Source organism: Pectobacterium brasiliense, from assembly GCF_013449685.1.
GTDB classification, from domain to species: domain Bacteria; phylum Pseudomonadota; class Gammaproteobacteria; order Enterobacterales; family Enterobacteriaceae; genus Pectobacterium; species Pectobacterium brasiliense_A.
Genome location: NZ_JACDSF010000050.1, coordinates 53,902 through 77,323, shown reverse-complemented (window position 1 = coordinate 77,323; position 23,422 = coordinate 53,902). Strand labels below are relative to the sequence as shown.

The window sequence follows — 23,422 nt, the reverse complement described above, 5'->3', positions numbered from 1 at the left end:
TCATGCTGGCGACGATTACCGATTATAAACAACGCATTACGTTGATTCAGGACAGCGGAATTCAGTTTTTGGATTTTGCCTTAAAGCCGCAGTTTTCGGCTGAACAACCTAACCGCTATGTGCGTAAAAGTGCCAACGGCCCTCTGCTGCACCTGCTGTACGATGAACACTCGGACAAATTCCTGCTGCCTTCTGCCACGGGGATGCCGCCGGAGGTAGTGAAGCCTGAGCTGAGTATTTCGCTTGAGCAATCGCTGAAGCTGCTAGAGAACATCTGGCTGCCGCTGCCCTTCTTCCGCTTTAATCCACCGCGCACCTTCATGGGCGGGCCGGATAACTGGGCACGAATGCAGATTCTTGCGTTAGATAAGCCCGACCAGGACGGCAATACGCACCGCATTTGTCTGGCGTTCGATACCAAAACTTACCCGGAAGGTCACGAATACGAGTCGCTGGCACCTAATGCCAATGACATTAAAACCGGCGGGAGTTTCGCACTGGCTTATCACAGCGACGAACTGGGTGAATTTCTTGATGAAACCTGGGTCGACGGCTGGCTGCGCGAAGTCTTTACTCAGCGGGTTAAAGTGTTGGAAAACCGCGACAGCCACGATGTGAAAGTGGCGCTCAGAGGGTTTGAATATCAGGCACATTACCTGAATGTGTTAGATATGCTGGGAAATCAGCTCGAAATACCGGAAATCCGTATCAATACCAGCACGCTGCAGGAACCGGCGGTCAACGTTGACCTGATTTTGGACGTCGGTAACTCACACACCTGCGGCATTCTGGTCGAAGATCATACAGACGAAAGCAACGGTCTGAAGCAGACCTATGAGCTGCAATTGCGCGATCTGAGTGAGCCACATTATCTGTACAACGAACTGTTCGAGAGCCGCGTTGAGTTTTCACAGGCGAAGTTCGGCAAAGACAATTTCTCAGTAGAAAGCGGCCGTGATGACGCCTTCATTTGGCCGTCGATCACCCGTGTTGGACGCGAAGCCAGCCACATGGCGCTGCTGCGTCAGGGAACGGAAGGATCGAGCGGTATTTCCAGCCCGCGCCGCTACCTGTGGGACGAAGAAAGCTATGCACCAGGCTGGCGTTTCAGCCAGACCGACGCGCATTCGCAGACCGAACCGTTAGCGACAGCCATGCCGTTGACCATCATGCTGAATGATGAAGGTCAGCCGCTCTACAATCAGCCGCTGGAAGAACGTTTACCGGTGTTTTCACCGCACTACAGCCGCAGTTCGATCATGACATTCATGCTCTCCGAATTGCTGGCACAGGCGCTGATGCAGATGAACAGCGCCGCTCAGCGTTTGAAAATGATCCACAGCAGCGCGCCGCGCCAGTTGCGAAATATTATTCTGACGCTGCCTTCCGCGATGCCGAAACCCGAGCGTGAAATTTTCCGTCGCCGTATGCATGAAGCGATCGCGCTGGTCTGGAAAGCGATGGACTGGCATCCGATGGACGAGGATTTCACCACGCCAGCCGACAAGCAGCAGAGCCGGGTTCCGGTGCCTGACGTGCAAATCGAGTGGGACGAAGCCACCTGCGGACAGATGGTTTATCTGTATAACGAAGCGCAGGTGAACTTTGGCGGCCGTGCGGAAGATTTCTTCGCCAGTATGGCGCGCCCTGATAAGGAGCTTGATGAGGGCGAACCCGCGGGAAAAACGCTGCGCATTGCCTCAATCGACATCGGCGGCGGCACCACCGACCTCGCCATTACGCAATATCTGCTCGATGACGGCGTCGGTAACAACGTTAAAATCATTCCCCGCCTGCTGTTCCGTGAAGGCTTTAAGGTCGCTGGCGACGATATTCTGCTCGATGTGATTCAACTTTACATCCTCCCCGCGCTACAGGCTGCGCTGAAAACTGCCGGAATGGCCAGCCCAGATGCGCTGATGGCGAAACTGTTTGGCAATGAAGGCCGTATGGACGCACAGCTCACGCTGCGCCAACAGGTGACGTTGCAGGTCTTCATCCCGATCGGCCGCGCGATTTTGGAAGCCTATGAGCGCTTTGATCCGCTGGACACCAGCGCCGAGATCGAATCCATCTTCGGCGAATTGCTGGAACAGGCACCAACGGAAAAAGTGCTGGAATACATCAATACAGAAGTGCAACGCGAACTGCCAGTCAGTGACAAGGTCTTCGATATTTTGCAGGTGCCGCTGATTCTCAAACTGAGCAAACTGCACGGCGAATTCCTGTCTAACAAGATGAACATCACGCAGAATCTGCGCCTGATGTCTGAAGTGGTGTCGCTGTATTCATGCGATGTGCTGCTGCTGACCGGTCGCCCTTCGCGTTTTCCAGGAATTCAGGCACTGTTCCGCCACCTGCAGCCGCTGCCGATTAATCGGATGCTGTCGCTGGATGGCTATCACACCAATGACTGGTATCCGTTTAACAAACGTGGGCGCATCGATAACCCGAAATCCACCGCCGCCGTCGGCGCAATGCTGTGCCTGCTGGCGCTCGATCTCCGCTTACCGGGCTTTTATTTTAAGGTCGGTGATTTCCAGCCTTATTCTACCGTGCGCTACCTCGGCATGATGGACAGCAGCAACGCGCTGACGCTGGATAACGTTTACTACAGCGATATCGATCTGGATGCGCCGGATTTCGAGCTTGACCCGAAACTCAGTTTCCAGGTGCGTGGCTCACTCTGCCTCGGTTTCCGCCAGTTGGACAACGAGCGCTGGCCTGCGTCCTCACTTTATATGCTCTCAATCGTCGATCAGGATTTAGCGCGTAAGGTCGTCGGCGACAGTAAGCTGCGTGTCCGACTGGCCGTAACGAAAGGCGACGATCAAGATAGCCCCGAACGCTTTGAGATTGCCGATGCGGTGCTGGAAGACGGTACCCGCGTTCCACCACAACATTTACGACTCAAATTGAACACATTATCCGCGAACGGCTTAGGTGCGACCCATTATTGGATCGATAGTGGGAGTGTATTTAAAAAATGAAACGATTAACGCCCAAACAGCTCTCTACTCGACTTCACGGCCAGTTACAGGCTGTCGCGCAAGGTGTTGAACAGGCCATCGACTGGGTTGAAAGCACACGCCAGAACGCACCACGTCTGGATATCGAAGCCGACCGTCTGATCGTCAAACTACGCCGTAGTCACAATAAAGCGCAACACCTGTCCGACGTGGCACAGAAAGAGATCGCCATCGGCTTTTTTGGTCTGTCTCAGGCGGGAAAATCTTACCTGATCGCGTCGTTGGCTGGGGGCGAAAACGGTAAGCTGGAAACCGCTTTTGAAGGGCAACAGCTGGATTTTATCGATAACATTAATCCGTCCGACCGAGCAACCGCGCTCGTCACGCGCTTTAGCCGACAGTCAGGCGTGAAGAACAAATCGTTTCCCGTTCAGCTGCAACTGCTCAGCGAACTGGATATCGGTAAGATCATGGCCAACGCGTTTTTAAACGATCTCAATCAAGAGACCACGTTTGAAGAACTGGACGAGCGCCATATTGCCGAACACATTAAAACGCTGTTGATGCATCGTCAGCCAGAACCCGTTGAGGGAATGAGCCGCGATGAAGTCGTTGAACTCTGGGATTATCTCGCGCGGCACGATGTTAAACGGCAAAAACAGCTGGAAGCCCACTTCTGGCCGGTTGCGATTGAATTAGCGCCTTACCTCACCGTTGACGATCGCGCCCAGCTATTCTCCGTACTGTGGGGCGAGCTGAATTCACTGACTACCGCATATCGTCATTTCAGCCACACGCTGCAACACCTGTCCGGTACGCGCAAGCTGTTAGCGCCGCTGCGGATACTGGTGGATGATGAGTTAAATCCGGCAGATGGCCTGATCGACGGTTCTGCGCTGGAACGCTTGCACAGTGCTGACGATCCCGGCGTGCTAGTGCGGCCGGTTCAGAATGGCCGCGCAGGGAAAACGACAGAGCTTTCGCTGGCTGAGTTGACGATGCTGACGGCGGAGCTGCTTATCCCACTGCATTTGCCGCCTAAAGAAGCGCTGTTCGAGCAAGTTGATGTGCTGGATTTCCCCGGCTTTGGTGAGATCCGCGAGACGCGGAACGAGCCACCAGCAAGACAGCAAACCACACAGCATCCACTGGCACACACGCTATTGCGAGCGAAACGTGCCTATCTGCTGGAGCGCTATACCGATAATCAGGAAATGAACGTACTGATGGTATGCAGCGCCGCGGGTAACCGCGCTGACGTTAAAGTGGTCGGTAAGGCGCTGGACTACTGGGTGAAACAGACGCAAGGCGAAAACGCACAGGTTCGTAGCCACCGTAAGCCGGGGCTGATTTGGGCGGTCACTCGCCACGATCGCCGTATTACGCACGGGCAAAACTATGATGCTGCGGTACAGCGCTATGTCGGTAATCCGGGCGATGCCTGGGGAACGATGCTGGCAATGGATAAACGCGGCGTGGCGCGGATGGCAACGTGGCTGGGCGCGGAAGTTCACCGGGATGTAAAACTGGGACGCATCAGCGAACAGCTTAGCGAGCTCCAACGAGAACTCAGCGATAACCTGCTGGGTAATTGGTATCTGCCCGTTGATGTTGACGATCCGGCGGAAAAACAGCGCATCGCAGAGACCTTGCTCAAATCGCTCCAGACCCGCACCGGCGTGCATGGTGAACTGCTGGAACGGTTGCTGCCTTCGCGTGATGAACTGCGCCGTCTGTACCTGCAACAGAAAGGGGCAAGCTATGGCGGCTTCCACGCTGATGCCGAAGACCTTTCCGCCCCATCAGCGCATAGCGATCCGTTTGGTGTCGGGATCGAAATCGATCTATTTGCTGATGAACCGATCGCTATCGATCAGCCAGCACCGCCGATTTTGACAATCGATCACGGCTATGAGGCAGACTACGCGCACAGTGTTTATCGTTACTGGATTAACTATCTACGTGGCCTGCCGGAAAATGCCCCGCTTCTCGATTTGCTGAACGTGCCGAAAGCGACGATCGAAATGCTGGTTGAAGAATTGATTACCGGCAGTATCCGTTTGCGGATAGAAGAGGCGCTGGTCGATATGCTGGTCGACGGCGAGCAGTTGGGCATCAACCGCGAGAATAAAGCTGACCGTCAGGTTTCACGCGTGCTGACCATTCTCGGTGACTTCGTTGCCTGGCTCGGCTTCCAGCAGCTCGATGAATCCTTACGCCCTGCCAGCCGCATCAATCGTGGTCATAAGATTTTCGCTAAACCCGAAAAGCAGGCCGTCAGCTTTGGTGCTTCACAGCGCTTAACCAAGTTGTCGCTCACGCCGACCAACAATACCGCGTTTTATATCTATGACTGGCTGGTGGGTCTGAATGAGATGATCATCCAAAATGCGGGCTATTCCGCTGCGCGCGAAGTCAGTGATGAACAGCGTGAGCAGTTGGGCACGATTCTGGCGTTGATTAAGCCTGCTGAAAAATAACAGATGCCTTTACCCCTGCTCGTCGCCGACAACAAAGTGATCTACCACGATGACGTTGAATGAAGTACTGCCAGCAGGCACGGGTGTAGGGCGTCGTATTCGAGGCGTGCGATGCCATCTCGTTTCGACATGGCATCGCACATTAACAGCGGTAGTTAGCGGATCGCACGTTTTAATATGCGGTTAGCGCCAGTGAGGAAATCATCGGCAACCTTATTCACTTCTCCGTTACCGTAATCCAGTTTTTGCAGACTGCTGGTCCACAGCTGAACTAATTCCTGATTTTCCATAAACGGTGAAACAGGTACCTTAGACGCAGGCTGCTCCGCTGCTGCCCGATAGGCATTCGCTAACAGGTTACCGGGGTTGATCACACCGACATCCTCCAGCAGTTTTTGTGCTTTCGGATTAGCAGGCATACCGTTTTGCAATCCTAATGCCTTCACGCCTTCTGGGTTACTCAGCATGAAATTCATCAGCATCGCCGCCTCTTTAGGATACTTACTGTTCTTGCTGATGGCGAACAGTGAAGACGGTTTGGAGATCAGCCCCGAATCTTTAGCGTTGGGCATGGTAAGGAACGGCCCCGTTTCCAGCACCGCATCCTTCGGCATATTACTGGAATAGGTATAGATGGCAGAATCCCATAAGTACATACCGGCTAACTCGCCGTTAATCCAGGGGCGAATTTCATAGACGTTGGTGCGGCCGAACGAGGAGAAATAACGCTGATCGGGTATCACATGGGAATCAACCAGCTTTTTATAAAAGCCGAAGAGTTCCCGTACCTGATCGCGGCTATAGGCAATGCTCTGCTTCTTCTCATCGATCATATCAATGCCGTATTTCTGTGCCATGTAACTACGGCCGAGTGTCAGAATATCCAGCACATCACTTGAACCTTGAGCAACACCAAGTGGGTAATAATTGTCACCTAGTTTTTGTTTAAACACCGGACCGGCGGCAAACAACTCATCCCAAGTTTGCGGATAGGCAATGCCTGCTTTATCCCAGGTGGTTTTATTGTAGATCATGCTACGGGACGTCATCGAAATCGGGAGACCTTGCAGCTTCCCTTTTACATCTGCCGTTTTCAGGGCACTAGGCGGAAAATCTCCCAGCCCCAAAATATCTTTTTGCTTATTCAAATCATAAAAGCCGTCGCCATTGCGGGAAAACTGCGGCAGCCAGTTCCAGTCGATACGAATCACATCAGGCTCTTGCCCCCCGGCCATCTGGGTTGACAGACGAGAAAGGTAGCCATCCCAGCCAGCATATTCGGCTTTGACGGTAATCGTCGGGTTGGCTTTTTGGAACGCGTTAATTGCCGCGAGTGTCGCCTCATGCCGCTGATTGCCCCCCCACCAGGAGATACGGATCTCGGCGGCGTCAGCGGAGTGAGAAAATGCCGCGCCCACGGGCAACGCAGCACAGAGCAGGAGTAGGTGAGATAATTTGTTCCGTGTTTTCGCCATAATAGAACCCTTATAATAGTATTCGGAGGTTTCCACATGCCTGCCGGTATACCGACAGACAGGTACTACGGATGCGGAAGCATTTTCTGCCTGAAATGGCAGGTACTCTGATTAATTCCCTCTTTTCAGGTTAACGGCCAGTTCGCTTATTTTCACCGGCAGTTCGGTGCGTAATGATCGATTGGCAGCGATGCCAGTTAAAATAGACATGGCCCCATCACGATAATCTGCTGCGCGATGTAATGGATCGGGTTCCGGTGTCCCAAACAGATCGTTCAACATGACCTGATCGCCGCCGCCGTGTCCGCCCGCTTTAAATTCAACCGGTACGACATAAGGCTCGTCAAACATCGGATAGATCTTTATTTCACATTCATTCAGCGCACCTTCATCCTCTTTTTGTCCGCCTCCGTTTACATAAGATTTTTCTACCAGTTTCATTTCTAACCGGCCCTTGCTGCCATTAAACACCACGTTCAGCCCTTCCCAGGGTAAATAGGCGTTTAATGAGTACGTCATGATAGCTTTGCTCTTATAGCGCACCATCACACCCAGTACATCTTCAATATTAATACCGTCATCGAACACGCTTTTATCGCGGTAATAACCATCTTCATGTTCGGCATCTAAATATAAGGCGGTCAGCTGTTCGCTTTTATTCATGTGCAGCGCAAACGGGTCATTTTCTGCCGCCGCGTTATTATGTGAACGGGAATAAAATTCTGTGACGCCACGCGCTTCAGCATTCGCTTTACCGTAAAAACGTAAATCACCCTGCGCATAGACCGTTTCCGGTTCGCTATTCAGCCAGAAATTCACCAGATCAAAATGGTGCGTGGATTTATGTACCAACAGCCCGCCGCTATTGCGTTTGTCACGGTGCCAACGACGGAAATAATCCGCTCCGTGCTCGGTATTTAGTAGCCATTCAAAGTGAACGGAATAAACTTCGCCAATCACCCCAGCGGCAATTAATTCACGGACTTTACTGTGATGCGGGGCGTAGCGGTAATTAAAGGTCACGCGCAATTTACGGCCAGTACGGTTAATCGCATCGATAATCGCCTGACATTTCTCCTCATCAATCGTCATCGGTTTTTCACTGATGACATCACAGCCTAATTCCATTGCCCGGATAATATAGTGATGGTGTGTCCGATCCAGAGACGTCACAATAACCACATCCGGCTTGGTTTCCGCGATCATCTGTTCAAACTGTTCGGCGCGATACGTCGGCACAGTACCGTGTCCATATTTATGGACAATCTGGTTGGCGTAATTCATTCGCGTCTGGTTTGTATCGCAAAAAGCAACAAACTGTCCTTGATCCTGATAATCCCTGGCGATCGACTCCAGATAAAGACCCGCGCGGCCTCCCGTTCCCACTACGGCATATTTTTTTTTCATTCTGTGCATTTCCTCCAAATAACGTAGGACACATAGCTATTCGTACATCAAAACAGGACGCTAAATCGTTTCCCAGACTGACTGGCAAGGGGATGGTTGAGTGATTTTCATTATGACAAGCCATACCCACACGCTGATGCCTTTGCCATAAAAAAATAGAGCATCCCAACATCGTTCACCTTCATATTATTGCCATGTGATGATGTTGTCTGGCAGTAGGATGAAGATTGGCATGTTCCATCTCTCATAAATACAAATTGAGTATTTTCTACATTAACGATTGATTTTATTGGAAATGTTAAATCGCGTGCATCTTCATACCTTATGTTGGGTGTGCATTGCCTCTCTTACGTGTTCGTGCATCAACGGGATTCGCTCTCACATGGCGTGAGCCAACACGCGTGACGAGCGTGACGGTTTTCTCTTTTTTCATCTTACCGCGTGACATATCTCGCATTTTATTTTCAATCCGTTGGAGGATGCCGGATAATCAACACGTAACTCATGAGAGAAGCAAGAACGCGATAAGCGCGTAAGGAATGACTATGCAGACTTTTTTTCAGGACACTATGGCAACGCCGCTTGGGGAGTTATTGATTATTGCTGATGAAAATAATCATTTGCGTGCCGTCGAGTGGCGCGAGTATGAAGATAATTTATTTCGCCTGCTCAATCGCAGTTATCGAAATGATCCCTTTTCGTTACAGCCGCGTCATAATCCCGGTGGCCTGACAGAGAGCCTGCAACGCTATTTTGATGGTGAACTAGCGATTATTGATACGCTGCCCGTTGCTTCTGTAGGAACCGAATTCCAACAGCAGGTCTGGAAGGAATTACGTCGAATCCCCTGTGGAGAAATTACCACTTACGGTGAACTCGCAACGCTACTGGGACGCACCGGTGCAGCTCGTGCGGTGGGCATGGCAAACGGCTCCAACCCTGTTAGCATCGTGGTTCCATGCCATCGCGTCATCGGTACGGGCGGTGCGCTGACGGGCTATGCGGGTGGCATTCACCGTAAACAGTGGCTACTCACTCACGAAGGTTATTTACCTAGACTGCATAGTTTGCCGTTATAATTTTTACGCTTCGCGACACGTGAACATGCCATCCGAATTGCTTATCATCGTAAGCGATTCGGATTAATCAATGTGTTAACCATTCGGTAACCTAATGGACGAAAATATTATCTCCTCACAGATCTTATATATCGGAATATTTCCCAGAAAAATCGAAAAATTATAGTTAGTTCACTATTTATTGGTCTATTCCGGTGATTGCCGGTCTTATCAGAGCCGATAAAAGCTGTTAAAATTGACCAATATCAATTATTGCCTGAGCAAAGCCTATGATCCCGGAAAAGCGAATTATCCGACGCATCCAGTCTGGCGGTTGTGCAATCCACTGTCAGGATTGCAGTATCAGTCAGCTATGCATCCCTTTCACCCTGAATGAACACGAGCTTGATCAGCTCGACAACATCATTGAAAGGAAGAAGCCTATCCAGAAGGGGCAAGCGCTGTTTAAGGCTGGCGATGAACTGAGGTCGCTGTACGCTATCCGCTCCGGCACGATAAAAAGCTATACCATCACGGAGCAAGGCGACGAGCAAATCACTGGCTTTCATCTGGCGGGTGACCTGGTTGGCTTTGATGCTATCGGTACGGCCCAACACCCGAGCTTCGCGCAGGCGCTGGAAACCTCAATGGTTTGCGAAATTCCTTTCGAGACGCTGGACGATCTCTCAGGAAAAATGCCTAACCTGCGTCAGCAGATGATGCGCCTGATGAGCGGCGAAATCCGTGGCGATCAGGACATGATTTTACTGCTGTCGAAAAAGAATGCTGAAGAGCGTCTGGCTGCATTTGTCTACAACCTTTCCCGCCGTTTTGCTCAGCGTGGGTTCTCGCCGCGTGAGTTCCGTCTGACCATGACGCGTGGTGATATCGGTAACTATCTGGGGCTGACCGTTGAAACCATCAGCCGTCTGCTGGGGCGTTTCCAGAAAAGCGGTACGCTAGCGGTCAAAGGAAAATACATCACGATTGAGAATATTGATGCCCTTTCCGAATTAGCCGGTTCCTCACGCAAATGATCTTTCCAGCCTAACCATTTGACGTTGCTGCTTTTTTTACTGTGGCAACGTCAATTTTATCCCCTCCTTTCCGCACTATCCGTGATATTTCCTATTTTGTTATTCTGCGGCTTATCTCTGTTGTCCAAACCGATTCCATTGCGGTACTCTTGAATGACAGGCTGTGGAGTAACAGCTGTTTGGAGGAGCTATGGCAAAGTATCAGAACTTACTGGTAGCTATTGACCCAAATCAGGATGACCAACCAGCACTGCGTCGGGCGGTTTACCTGGTTCAACGACTTGGCGGCCGTATCAAGGCATTTTTGCCGATTTATGATTTTTCTTATGAAATGACAACCCTGCTTTCCCCCGATGAGCGGGTGGAAATGCGTCAGGGCGTCATTCAGCAGCGGACAGAGTGGATTGCAGAACAGTGCAAATACTACCTTGACGCTGGCGTTTCGATAGAAATCAAAGTGGTTTGGCACAATAAGCCTTTTGAAGCCATTATTCGGGAAGTCATTTCCGGGCAACATGACCTGTTGTTGAAAATGGCGCATCAGCACGATCGGCTGGAAGCGGTTATCTTTACGCCAACCGACTGGCAGCTACTGCGCAAATGCCCTTGCCCCGTCTGGATGGTAAAAGATCAGCCTTGGCCAGTCGAAGGCCGTGCGCTGGTTGCTGTCAATCTGGCTAGCGAAGACCCTTATCACGATCCGCTCAATATCAAACTGGTATCGGAAACGCTGGAGCTGGCACAGCAGGTTGATCAGACCGAGGTTCATCTGGTCGGTGCCTACCCTGTTACCCCCATCAATATCGCCATTGAACTGCCTGATTTCGATCCCAGCGTCTACAACGATGCGATTAGAGGCCAGCACCTTATCGCTATGAAATCCCTACGGCAGAAGTTCAGTCTGGATGAACGCGTGACGCACGTAGAAAAAGGGCTGCCGGAAGAAGTGATTCCCGATCTGGCAGAACATTTGCAGGCGGGTGTGGTAGTGTTAGGGTCGCTGGGCAGAACCGGCCTTTCCGCTGCCTTTATCGGCAATACCGTCGAGCATGTGATCGATCACTTGAAGTGCGATTTACTTGCAATCAAACCCGATGATTTCGTGTCACCGATTATTTTAGAAGACGGCGGTAACAGCTGATTGCTCGTTTCATCTCGCTAAGCACCAAGTAATGCCAGCCTCAGTGCTGGCATTATTTTTTGGCGATGCCACGTATCGCTATATCTGAGATGTAAAAAAGGGGCGAAATCGCCCCTTTCGTTTTCTACTTCCTGTCACGTTTACAGTGCTTTCAGAATCGCCTCAACGCTGTCCTTGGCATCGCCAAACAGCATCTGCGTGTTCTCTTTAAAGAACAGCGGGTTCTGTACGCCAGCGTAACCGGTATTCATGGAACGCTTGAACACGATGACATTCTGCGCTTTCCACACTTCCAGCACTGGCATACCAGCGATTGGGCTGTGTGGATCTTCTTGCGCCGCAGGGTTAACGGTGTCATTCGCGCCAATGACCAGTACAGTGTCAGTATCGGTGAAATCGTCATTAATTTCATCCATTTCCAACACGATGTCGTAAGGGACTTTTGCTTCAGCCAACAGCACGTTCATATGACCCGGTAGACGTCCTGCTACTGGGTGAATACCAAAGCGAACGTTGATGCCACGCGCACGCAGTTTTGCGGTGATGTCATGCACAGGGTACTGCGCCTGCGCGACGGCCATACCATATCCCGGTGTGATGATGACTGAAGTTGAGTTCTTGAGTAAATCAGCCACATCTTCCGCTGAAGCCTCACGGTATTCACCCACTTCTTCACTCTCACTAGAGGAAACGCCATCTGTACCAAAACCACCGGCAATCACGCTGATAAAGGAACGGTTCATCGCTTTACACATGATGTAAGACAGAATCGCACCCGAAGAACCCACCAGAGCACCGGTCACGATCAGCAGGTCATTGCTCAGCATGAAGCCCGCTGCCGCTGCTGCCCAACCAGAGTAGGAGTTCAGCATAGAAACAACGACTGGCATGTCCGCACCGCCAATCGATGCAACCAGATGCCAGCCAAATACCAGTGCAATAGCGGTCATCAGGATCAACGCCAGTACCTGCAACGCTACGCTGCCCGTATTGACGAAAACCAGCAACAGCAAGAAAGACACAACCAGCGCCGCCAGATTCATTTTATGGCGATGAGGCAGCATCAATGGCTTGGAGGAGATCTTACCGCGCAGCTTACCGAAAGCAACAACGGACCCCGTGAAGGTCACGGCACCGATGAAGATACCCAGGAAGACTTCCGTTAAATGGATATTAACCATCACCGGATCGGTAATTTCACCGTGGTCGAGGAAGCTATTAAAGCCAACCAGTACCGCAGCAAAGCCCACAAAGCTGTGAAGAATCGCAACCAACTCTGGCATTTCGGTCATTTCAACCTTACGCGCCAGATAAATACCGATTGATCCACCGATCGCCATGGCGACGATGATCCAGCCCACGTTGCCAGAATCCGGTCCCAGAATCGTCGCGATCAGCGCAAGCGCCATCCCGCTGATACCAAAGATGTTCCCTTGTTGCGACGTTTCGTGCTTGGACAACCCAGCCAAACTGAAAATAAAGAGAATTGCGGCAACAATGTATGCAGCAGTTACTAATCCACCAGACATGTGTTACCCCTTAGTTTTTACGGAACATTTTCAGCATACGCTGAGTCACGGTGAAACCACCGAAAATATTGATGCTGGCGATCAATACGGCAATGAATGAGAAGAACGACACCCATCCGCCGTGGCCGATCTGCAACAATGCTCCGACAACGATAATGCCTGATATGGCGTTAGTGACTGACATTAATGGCGTGTGCAAGGCGTGGCTGACATTCCAGACAACGTAATAACCCACCACGCAGGACAGCGCAAAAACGGTAAAGTGAGACAAGAACTCTTTAGGCGCAACATCGGCCAGCCAGCCAAACAGCAGGATGGCGATCACGAGGAACGCATATTTCTTCCACGGCGACGTCGGTTTGGCTTCTTCCTTCACCATTGCAGCGGCAGGTTTTGCCTGCTGTGGCTGTGCGGAAACCTGAATAGGAGGTGCCGGCCAGGTGATCTCACCTTCTTTAATGACGGTCACGCCACGAATCACGGTATCGTCAAAATCGACGTCGATCTCGCCGTCTTTCTCTTTGCAGAGTAATTTCAGCAGGTTAACCAGGTTCGTACCGTAAAGCTGTGAGGATTGCGTCGGCAGACGGCTAGGTAAATCGGTGTAGCCGATAATTTTGACGCCGTTTTCCGTCACGGTGACGCGATCGGCTACGGTCAATTCACAGTTCCCGCCCGTTTGCGCCGCTAAATCGACAATCACGCTGCCGGGCTTCATGCTCAGCACCATTTCTTTGGTGATCAGGCGCGGTGCCGGTTTTCCAGGGATCAGTGCGGTAGTGACGATAATGTCGACTTCTTTTGCCTGAGCGGCAAACAGTTCCATTTCGGCTTTGATAAAGGCTTCAGACATGACTTTGGCATAGCCGTCACCGCTGCCTGCTTCTTCTTCAAAGTCGAGTTCGAGGAATTCAGCCCCCATGCTCTTAACCTGCTCTTTTACTTCAGGGCGGGTATCAAAAGCACGAACGATAGCACCTAAGCTACCTGCGGCACCGATCGCAGCCAAACCAGCCACGCCAGCCCCGATAATCATAACCTTAGCAGGCGGAACTTTACCTGCGGCGGTAATCTGCCCAGTAAAGAAGCGGCCAAACTCGTGAGCAGCTTCAACGATGGCACGATAGCCCGCGATGTTAGCCATCGAGCTGAGCGCATCCAGTGACTGCGCGCGCGAAATACGCGGCACGGAATCCATCGCCATCACCGTCACCTGACGGGCAGCCAGCTTCGCCAGCAGTTCTGGGTTCTGCGCTGGCCAGATAAAGCTGACAACCGTACTGCCCGCGCGGGTCAGTTCGATTTCATCATCCTGCGGTGCATTCACCTTCAGGACGATATCGGCTTGCCAGACTTCCGAACTGTCAACAATCGACGCACCGACTTCTTCGTATGCCGCATCATCAAAACTTGCCAGTTTTCCCGCTTCACGTTCTATCGAGACCGTAAAGCCCAGTTTCAGTAGCTGTTCAACCGTTTTCGGCGTCGCTGCTACACGGGCTTCATTGGCCAACCGCTCTCTTGGTACACCAATACGCATGCTGATACCCTTTTCGCTTATTTTAACGAAGGTTATTATTCTCACCCTATTCTGTTATACGAATTCGCCGAGACCTACTGCACCCTGTATCCCCGCATTCACGCGGTAGGAAGAGGGTCTTATCATCTTCTTACCACACGTTTTTTGAGGCGTCTCACGGTAGGCGAACTCATTTATAACGTACTGAAAATGTGATCGATGATCCATAAATAAAATGAATTTCACAGAAAAGCCGAGTTATCACAGGTTCTGTCAGCCTTTCTTGGTCGAAAATCATGCTCTTCTCTGCCTTTTGTAGCATTATTACAGAAGTATTTTTCTGGGCTGTTTCACAAAAACGATGTGTTACAAGGTTGTTAATGCGATAAATTGTATAAATATCCCTTATGATGTTAAAACAATCATTAACCGTTATTATTAGCACTTTTCTTGTTGCGAGCCGAAGTATCATGGCTTTTCAGCCCGCTGAAAATGCTAAAGCACAAGAATTTATTCCGTGCGATAATCAGCCCTATTCCGTTACAGGTTGATTGCTATACCTTAAATAATTCGAGTGGCAGGAAGGCGAAAGGATTTTTTATGAAGCTGAAGACTACTGTTATTGCATCTACATTGTTGTTATCACTCTCGGCATTTTCAGCGCAGGCTGCACAGGAACTGACGCCTGAACAGGCAGAATCCCTGCAACCCTTTGAACGAATTACGTTTAAAGGACGTTTTAACGCGATCAATGAAGCAGTAGCCGCAGCCTCAAAACGCGCCGATAAGCTGGGTGCAGAGTCGTTTTATGTACAAGCGATGGATGACGCTAATTCGAGTGGGCACTGGAATGTCACGGTCGATCTGTATCGCAAAGATGCGCCAAAGGCGAATCAGGATATCCAATTCCGCACCTTCTACGGCGTGAAAGAGCTGCCGAAAGATGTGGCGTACGGGTTGGAACCCTATGACACCGTCACCGTTGGCGGGTTCTTCCGCAGCCAACCTGACGTAAACGACGCCATTGCGAAAGCAGCAAAAGAGAAAAATGCCGATTCGTTCTACATCGTTCGTCAGGTTGATGTGAACTCGAATAGCGGCAACCAAAAAATTACTGCCTACATTTATAAAGCCGACGCACCGAAGCGCCAGACCCAGAGCACCGACGTCATCCCTGCGGATTCTGATGCAGGCCGTGCTGCGCTGGCTGCGGGTGGTACAGAAGCCGCTAAGGTAGAAATTCCTGGTGTCGCTAACTCAGGTAGCCCAAGCCGTAACGTAGGTAACTTCTTTGAAACGCAATCATCAAAAGGTGGACGTTACACGGTAACGTTAATGGATGGTTCCAAAATTCAGGAACTGAACAATGCTACGGCAGCGCAGATGGTGCCTTTCAACTCTATTCAGTTCCGTGGCAACTACACCAATATGACGCAGGTGTCTGAGGCCGTTGCTAAACGCGCGGGCGAGAAAGGTGCCAAGTACTACCACATCACCAGACAGTGGGAAGGCAAAGGCAACAACATGACCATCAGTGCCGATCTCTATAAATAACAGACATCGCGCTGTGTCGTAGAAAACGGCGAACGTTATAAACATAAAAACCCGCGATATCGCGGGTTTTTGTTTGAGTAAAATTACTTGCTGGTATCTAGTTCTGGGAAGTTTTTCACCAGATCGTCAATCGCTTTGATCTGCTGCAAGAACGGCTCCAGTTTATCCAGCGGCAGCGCAGATGGGCCATCACATTTCGCATTCGCAGGTTCCGGGTGAGCTTCAATGAATAGCCCTGCCAGACCGACAGCCATACCGGCTCGCGCCAGTTCAGTGACCTGCCCACGACGGCCACCGGACGCCGCCCCAAACGGGTCGCGGCACTGCAGCGCATGCGTCACGTCAAAAATCACTGGCGCACCGTTGGAAGCGTGCTTCATGACATTGAAACCCAGCATGTCGACAACCAGATTGTCGTAACCGAAGTTGCTGCCGCGATCGCACAAAATCACCTGATCGTTGCCACCTTCGATAAATTTATCGACGATGTTCCCCATTTGGCCCGGGCTGACGAACTGCGGTTTTTTCACGTTGATTACTGCACCGGTTTTCGCCATCGCTTCCACCAGATCGGTTTGGCGTGCCAAAAACGCAGGAAGTTGGATCACATCAACCACATCGGCAACAGGCTGGGCCTGATGCGATTCATGCACGTCAGTGATAATTTTTACGCCAAATGTCTGTTTCAGTTCCTGGAAGATTTTCATCCCTTCTTCCAGACCGGGACCGCGGTAAGAGTGAATCGAGGAGCGGTTAGCCTTATCGAATGACGCCTTGAACACGTAAGGAATGCCCAACTTCTGCGTGACCGTGACGTAATGCTCACAAATGCGCATCGCCAGATCGCGTGATTCAAGAACATTCATGCCGCCAAACAGCACAAAAGGCAGATCGTTGGCGACGGGGATATCCCCTATCTTGACCACTTTATTCGTCATACTTTTACCTTCATGTCGGGAAATAAATTAACGTAGCATTACTGCAAAACGGTTTCTTAATGTAAGACTGTTTTTTTAATGCAAGACAATCTGTTTTTGCTCTATCGAGTGAATCTGTACTTTTATCATTTCACTCACCGGATCTTCTGGGCACTGTTCGACGAAATAGTTGAGATCGGACAGCGCAATATGGTCGCAATCCAGTTGAGCATAAATCAGGCCGCGATCGCGGATTTCGTAAGGGTCGTCCGGGTCAAACTGCAGCACCGCTTCGCTGGCTCTCAGCGCCAGCTCCATCTGTTTTTCTTCCATCAGGGCGACTTTCAGCGTGTCGAGCATTTTACGCACGATCATGACGTTCTCCGCTTCATCCAGATCTTCATCGAGCAGGCGGGTTGACGGGCCAATATTCCCTTTCAGCCACACTTCCAGCACATGCTCGCTCAGCGTATCGCCATTTAACGGATTGATCAGCCACATTTCTTCGTCGAGCCAGTCGGCGCGCAGAATCAGCTGCGTCGGGAAAATCACTGGCATCAGCGGCAGACCGAGTTCATTGGCGATATGCAGAAAGATGATACCCAGCGACACAGGCAGGCCCTGACGAGATTCAAGCACCTGATCCAGCCACAGCGCATCAGACAGGCGATAAACGCCGCCCGCACCACCGAATCCCCAAGTGTGATAAAACAGCTCAATCAGTTTTTCAAGCTGAAGATCTTGCTCAAGACCGTCAGGAATAGCGGCTCGGGCGCTCTCAACCAACTGTTGCAGATTTTGCCGCACATCCTGAGCGGGAAAGTCGCGGCGAATCGCCTGTGAAACCAACACGACACCATCACTTAGCAGTGACTGGTTGAATTCAAAATCAGCAATAGCACTCATAATTATTCCATCAGCAACGGTGACTGCGTCAGTGCCAACAGCACGACCGCACCAAAGCATAGTAAAGCAGATACAAACGCCAGCCAGCGAACGTTCTGACTACGGGGGCGTTTCCCCAAGGCGATAGCGCCAAGAAGGATATAAATGATAACGCCAAACAGTTTTTCCGTCAGCCAGCTTTGCTCGGGAGTAAACGGATACGTATGGCTGAGAACGATTAAACCAATACCGCTGATTAATAACAAGGTGTCGTTAATATGCGGCAGGATTTTCACCCAGCGCTGTTGCAGCATAGCGGATTGCCGGCACAGCCAAAAAAAACGAATCACAAACAGGGAAATACTGATACCAACCGTTGCCAGATGCAGATATATCGTGGCTGGGTAAAGAGTTATCACGTCCATTGCTCCTAATAAATTGGGGCATCCGACCAGCGTCCTAACGACACGCGGTCATTGCCACCATAGTCTTGACAGGTTTCTATTTGTGTAAATCCTCGGGCCTGCAATAGCTGACGCACCGCATCAGCCTGCTGCCAGCCATGTTCCAGCAGCAGCCAGCCACCGTCGTCCAAATAATGCGGCGCAGATTCAATAATCGTGCGTAAATCCGCCAGTCCGTTGTCGGCGGCAATCAGCGCGCTGGCAGGTTCAAAACGGACATCGCCCTGCGACAGATGCACATCATCGGCATCAATATACGGGGGGTTACTGGCGATAAGCGCAAAGCGGGTGTGATCAAGCGGTGAATACCAGCTTCCGGATAAGAAATGGGCGTTGTCGAGCCCCAATTGCTGGGCGTTTTTTGTCGCTAACGCAACGGCATCGGGGTGAACATCAACGCCAGTCACCCGGCAATCACGCCGTTCACTCGCCAGCGCCAGCGCAATCGCACCGGTTCCCGTGCCCAAATCCAGCACAGCACACGGCGTTTGAGGCAGGCGTAGCAAGGCTTGTTCGACCAGACATTCGGTATCGGGACGAGGAATCAGCGTGGCGGGCGAAACAGCCAGCGACAGTGACCAGAACTCGCGCACGCCGATTAAATAAGCGATGGGTTCGCCCTGTTCACGACGCGCCAGCAGTTCAGTTAACTGCTGCTGCTCAGCCACGTTCAGCTCAGTTTCACCAAACGCCAGCAAGAACGTACGGGACTTGCCAGTCACAAACCCCAGCAAAACTTCCGCATCTCGCTTCGGACTTTCTCCCGCCGCGAGCTGCGCCGTGGCCGAGATTAACCAATCCTGATACGTCATTATTCCTGCTCGGACAACGCAGCAAGCTGATCGGCCTGGTATTCCTGCACGACCGGCTGAATCAGCGTGTCCAGTTTCCCTTCCATGACTTCATCCAGCCGGTAAAGCGTCAGGTTAATGCGGTGATCGGTCACCCTTCCCTGCGGGAAATTGTAAGTACGAATACGGTCAGAGCGATCGCCGCTGCCGAGCAGGTTACGGCGGGTTGACGCTTCTTCCAACTGACGTTTCTGCACTTCTGCGGCACGAATACGCGCGCCCAACACCGACAACGCTTTGGCTTTGTTTTTGTGCTGTGAACGCTCGTCCTGGCACTCCACGACAATACCGGTTGGCAAGTGGGTAATACGGATAGCGGAATCGGTGGTGTTAACGTGCTGACCGCCCGCGCCAGAAGAGCGGAAGGTATCGATGCGTAAATCCGCTGGGTTGATGTCCGGCATCTCCGCTTCTGGCACTTCCGCCATCACGGCGACCGTACAGGCCGAGGTGTGAATGCGCCCTTGAGATTCCGTCGCGGGAACGCGCTGAACGCGATGACCGCCGGATTCAAACTTGAGCTGACCGTACACACCATCACCAGAGATTTTGGCGATAACTTCTTTATAGCCGCCATGTTCACCATCGCTGGCGCTCACCACCTCAACGCGCCAGCGGCGTGATTCAGCATAACGGCTATACATGCGGAACAGATCGCCGGCAAAGATCGCCGCTTCGTCGCCGCCCGTTCCGGCGCGCACTTCCAGAAAACAGCCGCGCTCATCGTCGGGATCTTTCGGCAACAACAGCACCTGAAGCTGCTGCTCCAGTGCTTCAATAGTCGCTTTGCTTTCTTTCAACTCTTCCTGCGCCATATCGCGCATTTCAGGATCGTCCAGCATCATTTCTGCGGTTTGCTGATCCTCTTGCGCCTGCTGCCATTGCTGGAAACAGCGGGTAATATCAGTGAGCTGCGCATATTCTCGCGACAACGCGCGAAAGCGATCCATATCAGCGATGACGCTGGGCTCACCGAGTAACGCCTGGACTTCTTCATGGCGTTCTTGTAACGCTTCCAGTTTAGCAACAATAGAAGGCTTCATGCGGGCGGTTAAATCCTGTAGTAGAAATAAATAGTAGAGATGAATGCTAGTCCAGCCCAAGGCTGTCACGTAAAATTTGTAACCGGTGTTGGTCGCCGTCACGAGCGGCTTGCTGAAGGGACTTGGTCGGCGCGTGAATCAGACGGTTGGTCAAACGGTGGGTCAGTTCCTGAATCACCGCTTCAACATCATTGCCTTGTTGGATGGCAGCCAGCGCCTTGGCCGTCATTTCCGCACGCAATTCATCGGCCTGAGCACGATAATCACGAATGGTCTCCACCGCGGACTGCGCACGCAGCCACGCCATGAAGTCAGAGCTTTCCTGCTGCACGATAGATTCAGCCTGCACCGCCGCCGCTTTGCGCTGCGCAAGGTTATGCTGAATAATCGCGTGCAGATCGTCCACGCTGTAGAGATAAACGTTCGGTAATTTGCCGACTTCCGGCTCAATATCACGCGGAACCGCAATATCCACCATCAGCATTGGCTGATTCCGTCTCGCCTTCAGCGTCCGTTCCATCATCCCTTTTCCGATAATCGGCAACGTACTTGCCGTTGAACTGATCACGATATCGGCCTGAACGAGCTGTTCGTCCAGCTCTGCCAGCGTGATGACGTCTGCGCCCACTTCTGCTGCCAGCGCCTGCGCACGTTCACGGGTGCGGTTCGCGATCACCATTTTCTGCACTTTGTGCTCGCGAAGATAACGAGCGACCAGGTCAATAGTTTCTCCGGCACCGACCAGCAGCACCGTGACATCCGCCAGTGATTCAAAAATCTGCCGCGCCAGCGTACAGGCAGCAAATGCCACCGACACCGCGCTGGCACCGATATCCGTTTCCGTACGAACACGCTTGGCCACAGTAAAAGATTTCTGGAATAGCCGCTCCAGTTCGCTGGACAAGGAATGACCACGCTGTGATTCGGCAAACGCCTTCTTCACCTGCCCCAAAATCTGCGGTTCGCCTAACACCAGAGAATCCAGACCGCTGGCAACACGCATCAAATGGCTAACGGCAGCATTATCCTGATGCCAGTACAGGCTGCCGTTGACGTCTTCCGGGCGCAGTTGATGATATTCACACAGCCAGCGAATCAGCTGCTCCCGCTGGTTTTCCTGTTCGTCAACGCTAAGATAGAGTTCCGTGCGATTGCACGTAGACAGCACAACGCCGCCCTGCACCAGCGGTTGCTGTAGCAGACTGTCGAGGGCCACCCCGAGTTTATCTGGTGAGAACACAACACGTTCACGCAGAGAAACCGGTGCGGTTTTGTGATTAATACCAAGCGCAAGCAGGGTCATTAGGCTGTTTCTGAGTAATACCGGTCTTAGTATGGATTTCGTTTGAACCGCATTCTACTTGATGCAGGAGTGCAAGAAAAGCGACAGCACGCGATACACCTCGTCTGAGGTAGTCACTTTTTGACAAAAAACAATAAACGCCATTAACGAATAACAATCATTGACGCTGAGCGGTAAGCCCGTTAGCGTGACGTATTTCACGGACTTCGTTCATTTACAGGATACGACCGACATGCCAACCAAAACCGTCCGATGCCTGCGTTTACTGCCTTTAGCCAGCGTATTGCTTGCCGCCTGTAGCATTAATCAACCGACCCAAACGGGTAAAAGCCCTACCTCGCCAGAGTGGCAACAGCATCAGCAAAAGGTCCAGCAGCTCAGCCAATATCAGATACGCGGCGCTTTTGCCTATATCTCCGATAGTAAAAGAGTATCAGCCAATTTCTTCTGGCAGGACACACCGCCGCAACGTTATCGACTGCTGCTGACCAACCCGCTCGGCAGCACCGAATTAGAACTGCGTGCCCAGCCTGACGGCGTGCAAATCACCGACAATCAGGGTAAGCGTTACGTGGGTAAAGATGCCGAATACATGATTCAGCAACTGACCGGTATGGCGATCCCGCTAAATAATTTGCGCCAGTGGATCCTCGGCATCCCAGGTGACGCCACCGAATTCACGCTGGATGAACGCTATCTGCTGAAAACCATCACCTATCGTCAGGGCAACCAAAACTGGAATGTCAGCTATCAGAGCTACAACACCGAGTTAACGCCTCCGCTGCCAACCAGTCTGGAGCTGGTTCAGGGTGAACAGCGTATTAAGCTGAAGATGAATAACTGGATGGTTAAATAAGCGATGCAACCGACGGTTATCGAGACATGGCCTGCCCCCGCCAAACTGAACCTGTTTCTTTATATTACCGGCCAGAGAAAAGACGGGTATCACCTGCTGCAAACGCTATTCCAGTTTCTGGATTACGGTGACACCTTGACGATTCGGCCGCGTGATGACGAGCAGATTAACCTGCTTACCCCTGTCGACGGTGTAGAGAACGAGCAAAACCTGATCGTCCGCGCCGCACGTTTATTACAGCAGCACTGCGAACGCCACGATATTCGCCCTGCTCAGTTCGGCGCAGACATCAGTATTGAGAAATGTCTGCCGATGGGCGGCGGGCTGGGCGGTGGTTCATCCAATGCAGCGACCGTGTTGGTCGCCCTCAACCATTTGTGGCAAAGCGGGCTGAGCGTGGATACATTGGCCGAACTGGGGCTGCAATTGGGTGCAGATGTTCCCGTCTTTGTTCGTGGGCATTCTGCCTTTGCCGAAGGCATTGGCGAACAGTTAACCCCCGCAAATCCGCCAGAAAAATGGTATCTGGTCGCTCATCCTGGCGTGAGTATTGCCACGCCGTTGATTTTCAGCGATCCTGAGTTGACGCGGAATTCGCCAATTCGTGATTTAGAAACTTTATTAAACCAGACCTTCGTCAATGATTGTGAAGCTATCGCAAGAAAACGTTTTCGTGAGGTTGAACAGCTACTTTCATGGCTGCTAGAATATGCCCCGGCGCGCCTGACTGGAACGGGGGCTTGTGTGTTTGCAGAGTTTGACACCGAGTTCGCAGCCCGTCAGGTGCTTGACCAGGCCCCGGAATGGTTAAACGGTTTCGTCGCGAGAGGTGTTAATATCTCTCCGCTACACCGTACGCTTTCTGGGCAACGTTAGGTTTTGCCACACACCGGCTGCCACGCGGCCAGTCTGTAGCAAACTTAATTCATACACC

Annotated in this window: 18 protein-coding genes; 8 read left to right on the top strand and 10 right to left on the bottom strand. The window is 51.7% G+C overall.

Annotated elements, in window-relative coordinates:
• The first annotated feature begins 2 nt into the window (after positions 1-2).
• Positions 3-2,990 (top strand): virulence factor SrfB, encoded by a 2,988-nt coding sequence (locus H0248_RS18240; RefSeq protein WP_180786990.1) that lies wholly within the window; start codon positions 3-5, stop codon positions 2,988-2,990.
• Entirely contained in the window at positions 2,987-5,449 is a 2,463-nt protein-coding gene (locus tag H0248_RS18235) for a putative virulence factor (RefSeq protein WP_180786989.1), read from the top strand. The genes H0248_RS18240 and H0248_RS18235 overlap by 4 nt, the downstream gene beginning before the upstream one ends.
• A 155-nt stretch (positions 5,450-5,604) precedes the next feature.
• Here the strand turns inward: H0248_RS18235 and H0248_RS18230 are convergent, their stop codons facing one another.
• Positions 5,605-6,924, bottom strand: coding sequence for an ABC transporter substrate-binding protein (locus H0248_RS18230; protein ID WP_180786988.1), 1,320 nt, complete (start codon positions 6,922-6,924; stop codon positions 5,605-5,607).
• 111 nt (positions 6,925-7,035) lie between these two features.
• A complete protein-coding gene (locus tag H0248_RS18225; RefSeq protein WP_180786987.1) occupies positions 7,036-8,331 on the bottom strand; it encodes a Gfo/Idh/MocA family oxidoreductase in 1,296 nt (431 codons plus the stop codon).
• A 545-nt stretch (positions 8,332-8,876) separates the two neighbouring features.
• Here H0248_RS18225 and ogt point away from each other — a divergent pair.
• The 3 genes from ogt (at position 8,877) to uspE (ending at position 11,567) form a co-directional block, all read left to right on the top strand.
• Positions 8,877-9,410, top strand: a complete 534-nt coding sequence (gene ogt, locus H0248_RS18220; RefSeq protein WP_180786986.1) for a methylated-DNA--[protein]-cysteine S-methyltransferase — start codon at positions 8,877-8,879, stop codon at positions 9,408-9,410.
• Positions 9,411-9,679: 269 nt separating this feature from the next.
• Entirely contained in the window at positions 9,680-10,426 is a 747-nt protein-coding gene (gene fnr, locus H0248_RS18215) for a fumarate/nitrate reduction transcriptional regulator Fnr (protein WP_005968491.1), read from the top strand.
• A 190-nt stretch (positions 10,427-10,616) separates the two neighbouring features.
• Positions 10,617-11,567 carry a universal stress protein UspE gene (gene uspE / locus H0248_RS18210; RefSeq protein ID WP_180786985.1) on the top strand — a complete coding sequence of 317 codons (951 nt, stop codon included), beginning with the start codon at positions 10,617-10,619 and terminating at the stop codon, positions 11,565-11,567.
• A gap of 140 nt (positions 11,568-11,707) precedes the next feature.
• On the opposite strand, the gene pntB is transcribed toward uspE, so the two are convergent.
• Together pntB and pntA are read right to left on the bottom strand one after the other, a co-directional pair.
• Positions 11,708-13,096 (bottom strand): Re/Si-specific NAD(P)(+) transhydrogenase subunit beta, encoded by a 1,389-nt coding sequence (gene pntB, locus H0248_RS18205; protein ID WP_180786984.1) that lies wholly within the window; start codon positions 13,094-13,096, stop codon positions 11,708-11,710.
• A gap of 10 nt (positions 13,097-13,106) precedes the next feature.
• Positions 13,107-14,636, bottom strand: coding sequence for a Re/Si-specific NAD(P)(+) transhydrogenase subunit alpha (gene pntA, locus H0248_RS18200; protein WP_180786983.1), 1,530 nt, complete (start codon positions 14,634-14,636; stop codon positions 13,107-13,109).
• 579 nt (positions 14,637-15,215) lie between these two features.
• Here pntA and ydgH point away from each other — a divergent pair.
• Positions 15,216-16,169, top strand: coding sequence for a DUF1471 family protein YdgH (gene ydgH, locus H0248_RS18195; RefSeq protein WP_180786982.1), 954 nt, complete (start codon positions 15,216-15,218; stop codon positions 16,167-16,169).
• A gap of 83 nt (positions 16,170-16,252) precedes the next feature.
• Here the strand turns inward: ydgH and kdsA are convergent, their stop codons facing one another.
• The 6 genes from kdsA to hemA all read right to left on the bottom strand — a co-directional run bounded on the left by kdsA (position 16,253) and on the right by hemA (position 21,632).
• A complete protein-coding gene (gene kdsA / locus H0248_RS18190; RefSeq protein ID WP_180786981.1) occupies positions 16,253-17,107 on the bottom strand; it encodes a 3-deoxy-8-phosphooctulonate synthase in 855 nt (284 codons plus the stop codon).
• A 75-nt stretch (positions 17,108-17,182) separates the two neighbouring features.
• Positions 17,183-17,992 (bottom strand): invasion regulator SirB1, encoded by an 810-nt coding sequence (gene sirB1 / locus H0248_RS18185; protein ID WP_180786980.1) that lies wholly within the window; start codon positions 17,990-17,992, stop codon positions 17,183-17,185.
• A gap of 2 nt (positions 17,993-17,994) precedes the next feature.
• Positions 17,995-18,396 (bottom strand): SirB2 family protein, encoded by a 402-nt coding sequence (locus H0248_RS18180; protein ID WP_116162973.1) that lies wholly within the window; start codon positions 18,394-18,396, stop codon positions 17,995-17,997.
• Positions 18,397-18,401: 5 nt separating this feature from the next.
• A complete protein-coding gene (gene prmC, locus H0248_RS18175; protein ID WP_180786979.1) occupies positions 18,402-19,247 on the bottom strand; it encodes a peptide chain release factor N(5)-glutamine methyltransferase in 846 nt (281 codons plus the stop codon).
• Complete coding sequence (prfA, locus tag H0248_RS18170; RefSeq protein ID WP_095699512.1) at positions 19,247-20,329, bottom strand: peptide chain release factor 1; 1,083 nt, start codon at positions 20,327-20,329, stop codon at positions 19,247-19,249. The genes prmC and prfA overlap by 1 nt, the downstream gene beginning before the upstream one ends.
• 46 nt (positions 20,330-20,375) lie before the next feature.
• Positions 20,376-21,632, bottom strand: a complete 1,257-nt coding sequence (hemA, locus tag H0248_RS18165; protein ID WP_180786978.1) for a glutamyl-tRNA reductase — start codon at positions 21,630-21,632, stop codon at positions 20,376-20,378.
• A 232-nt stretch (positions 21,633-21,864) separates the two neighbouring features.
• Between hemA and lolB the strand changes: the two genes are divergently transcribed.
• Together lolB and ispE are read left to right on the top strand one after the other, a co-directional pair.
• Positions 21,865-22,488 carry a lipoprotein insertase outer membrane protein LolB gene (gene lolB / locus H0248_RS18160; protein ID WP_180786977.1) on the top strand — a complete coding sequence of 208 codons (624 nt, stop codon included), beginning with the start codon at positions 21,865-21,867 and terminating at the stop codon, positions 22,486-22,488.
• Between the two features lie 3 nt (positions 22,489-22,491).
• A complete protein-coding gene (ispE, locus tag H0248_RS18155) occupies positions 22,492-23,364 on the top strand; it encodes a 4-(cytidine 5'-diphospho)-2-C-methyl-D-erythritol kinase (RefSeq protein ID WP_180786976.1) in 873 nt (290 codons plus the stop codon).
• Positions 23,365-23,422: the final 58 nt, after the last annotated feature.

Bases quoted from the DNA above. Each gene is read 5' to 3' on its own strand.
- H0248_RS18240 (WP_180786990.1), top strand. From the start codon at position 3: ATGCTGGCGACGATTACCGATTATAAACAACGCATTACGTTGATTCAG.
- H0248_RS18235 (WP_180786989.1), top strand. From the start codon at position 2,987: ATGAAACGATTAACGCCCAAACAGCTCTCTACTCGACTTCACGGCCAG.
- H0248_RS18230 (WP_180786988.1), bottom strand. From the start codon at position 6,924: ATGGCGAAAACACGGAACAAATTATCTCACCTACTCCTGCTCTGTGCT.
- H0248_RS18225 (WP_180786987.1), bottom strand. From the start codon at position 8,331: ATGAAAAAAAAATATGCCGTAGTGGGAACGGGAGGCCGCGCGGGTCTT.
- ogt (WP_180786986.1), top strand. From the start codon at position 8,877: ATGCAGACTTTTTTTCAGGACACTATGGCAACGCCGCTTGGGGAGTTA.
- fnr (WP_005968491.1), top strand. From the start codon at position 9,680: ATGATCCCGGAAAAGCGAATTATCCGACGCATCCAGTCTGGCGGTTGT.
- uspE (WP_180786985.1), top strand. From the start codon at position 10,617: ATGGCAAAGTATCAGAACTTACTGGTAGCTATTGACCCAAATCAGGAT.
- pntB (WP_180786984.1), bottom strand. From the start codon at position 13,096: ATGTCTGGTGGATTAGTAACTGCTGCATACATTGTTGCCGCAATTCTC.
- pntA (WP_180786983.1), bottom strand. From the start codon at position 14,636: ATGCGTATTGGTGTACCAAGAGAGCGGTTGGCCAATGAAGCCCGTGTA.
- ydgH (WP_180786982.1), top strand. From the start codon at position 15,216: ATGAAGCTGAAGACTACTGTTATTGCATCTACATTGTTGTTATCACTC.
- kdsA (WP_180786981.1), bottom strand. From the start codon at position 17,107: ATGACGAATAAAGTGGTCAAGATAGGGGATATCCCCGTCGCCAACGAT.
- sirB1 (WP_180786980.1), bottom strand. From the start codon at position 17,992: ATGAGTGCTATTGCTGATTTTGAATTCAACCAGTCACTGCTAAGTGAT.
- H0248_RS18180 (WP_116162973.1), bottom strand. From the start codon at position 18,396: ATGGACGTGATAACTCTTTACCCAGCCACGATATATCTGCATCTGGCA.
- prmC (WP_180786979.1), bottom strand. From the start codon at position 19,247: ATGACGTATCAGGATTGGTTAATCTCGGCCACGGCGCAGCTCGCGGCG.
- prfA (WP_095699512.1), bottom strand. From the start codon at position 20,329: ATGAAGCCTTCTATTGTTGCTAAACTGGAAGCGTTACAAGAACGCCAT.
- hemA (WP_180786978.1), bottom strand. From the start codon at position 21,632: ATGACCCTGCTTGCGCTTGGTATTAATCACAAAACCGCACCGGTTTCT.
- lolB (WP_180786977.1), top strand. From the start codon at position 21,865: ATGCCAACCAAAACCGTCCGATGCCTGCGTTTACTGCCTTTAGCCAGC.
- ispE (WP_180786976.1), top strand. From the start codon at position 22,492: ATGCAACCGACGGTTATCGAGACATGGCCTGCCCCCGCCAAACTGAAC.